Genomic DNA, 3,237 nt, shown 5'->3' with positions numbered 1-3,237 from the left:
CTCAGCTGCTTTTAAATGCAACTAACCTTAGCTATAAATGTTTAAGAAATTTACTAAACAGAAAAAAAGGCAAAAGAAACCCTAGGGTAGCTAGTTATTCACTATCCATTTTTTAAGTTGGCGTTTTTTTATGTTTTAAACGCTTTATAAGCGCGTTTCAGCTTATGTAGGTAGAAGTTTGATAAAGACATAAGGTGCACATAGTGCAAAAAATTAAACATGAGACGCCAGATACGTGAGTTTTTTTGGCATTTAATCTGTACAGAGAAGATAAATAAATAAATTCAGTTTCATGATAAGGGGGCTGGCGGAGTTTGTCAAGTAAGTTTTTTCGTTTCTATTGTAATGACAGTTATGGCCTGTGCAAGAAATCTATTGATTTACAGCAGGTTCTTTGTTACAGTCCACAGTTATGCAAAGAAACCTAAAGCCTCATGAGTTTATTTACAGCCAGTGTTTCACATAGTTTGGAGCTGTATAGCTGAGTATTGTATATGATAATATTGATAACAAACGATGATGGCTTTGGAAGTGAAGGAATAAAATTACTCAAAGAGGTTGCACGGAATTTTGCGTCAGAAATATGGATAGTGGCACCAGATACTGATAGAAGCGGAGCTGCAAGATCTCTTGATTATCCAGTGAAACAATCTATTGGAATAAAACAACATAGTGAAAGGGAATTTAGTGTGTCTGGTACTCCTGCAGATTGTGTCATTATTGCGCTAAATAAAGTTATGAATAAAAAACCAGACTTAATATTGTCCGGAGTAAATATTGGATCAAATGTCGGGGACGATATTTGTTATTCAGGAACAATTGGTGCTGTAATGGAAGGTGCTGCAAGGTCTATACCTTCTATTGCGCTGAGCCAAGTTTATCATGATAAAATAGACTGGCACAATACAAAGGTTTTTGCACCAAAGGTTATTGCCAAGCTAGTTAAGGTTGGTTGGCCTAAAAACATAGTGATGAGTGTAAATTTTCCTGCTACGGAAAAAGTAAAAGGAGTAGAATTTGCTGAACAAGGTGAATATAATATTGATGGGGATTTAACTTTTACTGAAAATTCGAATGGCTCTTTTAGCTTAAATTGGTCTCGAGAGCACTCAGGCAGTGGTAGTATAAATAAAATAAAAGAAGGATTTATTACTATTACACCGGTAAAATTAGATTTTACAGATTATGATACTTTGAATACTATGAAAAATTCTTGTGCAGACGAATTTTCTTCTATAGCTGACTGAGAAAAACATTTGCATTGCTCCTAATAGATATTTTCTATTGTGTTATCGCGAGCAATTATTTTTTCTTCACCTGTATCCATGTTTTTAATCTTTAAAGTTTTACTACTCAATTCTTCATCGCCAAAGATTAAAGCAGCTTTAGCATTTGCTTGATTTGCTTTTTTCATTCGGGTTCTGAGCGTTCCGCTATATTCATAGATTACATATAAACCATTTCTGCGCAATTCATTTGCAAGTGTTAAAGCATGTTTTTCAGCCTCTCTACCGATTGGAATTAGGTAAATAGGTCGCTCTTCTTTCGGAGAATAATTGATTAACTCCATTATGCGCTCAATACCCCCTGCAAATCCTATTGCTGGAGTGTGTTTTCCACCTACTGAAGATACTAAATTATCGTATCTTCCACCGGCAAAAACTGCCCCTTGTGCACCTAAATCCTCTGTAACAAACTCAAACACTGTGTGGCAATAATAATCCAAACCTCGAACTAGTTTATTGTTTACGGTATAAGGTATATCAAGAATTGTTAATCCATTTAGTATTTGTTCAAAGAAATCTGAGGACTCTTTCGTATAATAATTGCTGATTTTAGGCGCATCAGAAATTATTGATTTATCTTTCTCATCCTTGGAATCCAGTATTCTGAGTGGATTTTTGATCAACCTATTTTTGCTATCTTCTGATAGATCATTTTGATACTTTGTAAAGTATAAGATCAAAGCTTCTCTATATTTAGTTATTGTTTCACCATCACCTAAAGAGTTGATTTCCAGCTTTACATTTTTATTGATGCCAAATTCAGTTAGTAAGTGCTGAGCGAGTGATATCAATTCAATATCAGCTTTTGGATCTTCTATGCCAAAAACCTCAAAATTTATCTGATGAAATTGCCTTTGCCTTCCCTTTTGCGGTCTTTCATAGCGAAATGCAGGTCCTGTTGAGAATAATTTTATCGGTGTTTGCAGTTTTTTTTCAATGAGTAGCCTGACAATCGCTGCAGTGAACTCAGGACGTAAAGTTATGCTCTTTCCCCCTTTATCATTGAAGCTATACATCTCTTTAGTGATGATGTCTGAGCTATCACCTAAGGTTTTTGTAAAAACCTCCGTGCACTCAAATATTGGAGTTTGGGCGGGCAAAAAGCCGTATAAACTTGAGATTCTGTTTGCTGTTTGCTCTATGTATTTAAACTTGTACCATTCATCAAACAGGAGATCTTTTGTTCCTCTAACCGTTTGATTAGTCATAGTGTGGTCTCTATACCTGCAATCTCTGGTATGTGGTAGCTCAGCATATTTTGCACTCCTTGCTTTAAAGTAATTGCAGCACTTGGGCATCCAGAGCAAGCTCCTTGCAACTCAACATAAACTATTCCATCTTTATAGCCACGAAATTTGATATCGCCACCATCTTGAGCAACTGCAGGTTTGATATGACTTTCCATCAATTCTTTTATTCTATTTACAATTTCTATATCATTTTTATCAAAAAATTCTTCATCTGGATCATTCACTTCTTCTTTATCTAGTGCTTTTCCACCAGAAGTAAAGTGATTCATGATTGTAGTTAAAACTTCTACTTTTAATATATCCCAATTAATTCCATCCAATTTTGTTACTGAAATAAAATCATGACCGAAAAATACTCTTACCACATGCTCTATTTGAAAAAGATTTGCTGCTAGTTTAGAATTTTTTATCTCATTCGCATTTGAAAAATCAGCAGTTTCTCCTTCGTTTAAAATTTCAAATCCAGGAAGGAATTTTAGCGTATTTGGGTTTGGTGTTTCTTCAATCTGGATGAACATGTTATTTACCATGACAATTATAATTGTTACTATTTAATCATAAAATGATAAAAAAATATACATGTCATTCATCTTTTTTCTTTTTTTAGTATTCATAGTAATTACATTTGTCTTGCCTAGCGTTGTTATATTTTTTCTTTTCCTGACAAAAAAAAATAATATGAGTTTCATGATGAACTCTAT

The 3,237-nt window shown here is 34.1% G+C and carries 3 protein-coding genes; 1 reads left to right on the top strand and 2 read right to left on the bottom strand.

The window, feature by feature from the left end:
* The first annotated feature begins 494 nt into the window (after window positions 1-494).
* Window positions 495-1,247, top strand: a complete 753-nt coding sequence (gene surE, locus WG67_RS04665) for a 5'/3'-nucleotidase SurE (RefSeq protein ID WP_010081939.1) — start codon at window positions 495-497, stop codon at window positions 1,245-1,247.
* Window positions 1,248-1,267: 20 nt separating this feature from the next.
* Here the strand turns inward: surE and hisS are convergent, their stop codons facing one another.
* Complete coding sequence (gene hisS, locus WG67_RS04660) at window positions 1,268-2,494, bottom strand: histidine--tRNA ligase (RefSeq protein ID WP_010963026.1); 1,227 nt, start codon at window positions 2,492-2,494, stop codon at window positions 1,268-1,270.
* The gene (locus WG67_RS04655; RefSeq protein ID WP_022626407.1) at window positions 2,491-3,054 is read right to left on the bottom strand and encodes a NifU family protein; all 564 of its coding nucleotides are present in this window, start codon (window positions 3,052-3,054) and stop codon (window positions 2,491-2,493) included. Before WG67_RS04655 ends, hisS begins: the two co-directional genes overlap by 4 nt.
* Window positions 3,055-3,237: the final 183 nt, after the last annotated feature.

Source organism: Wolbachia endosymbiont of Drosophila incompta (assembly GCF_001758565.1).
Classification (GTDB): Bacteria; Pseudomonadota; Alphaproteobacteria; order Rickettsiales; family Anaplasmataceae; genus Wolbachia; species Wolbachia pipientis.
Note: the sequence above shows the minus strand (reverse complement) of the source record. Positions and strands in the feature narration are given on the sequence as shown.

Bases quoted from the DNA above. Each gene is read 5' to 3' on its own strand.
- WG67_RS04655 (WP_022626407.1), bottom strand. From the start codon at position 3,054: ATGTTCATCCAGATTGAAGAAACACCAAACCCAAATACGCTAAAATTC.
- hisS (WP_010963026.1), bottom strand. From the start codon at position 2,494: ATGACTAATCAAACGGTTAGAGGAACAAAAGATCTCCTGTTTGATGAA.
- surE (WP_010081939.1), top strand. From the start codon at position 495: ATGATAATATTGATAACAAACGATGATGGCTTTGGAAGTGAAGGAATA.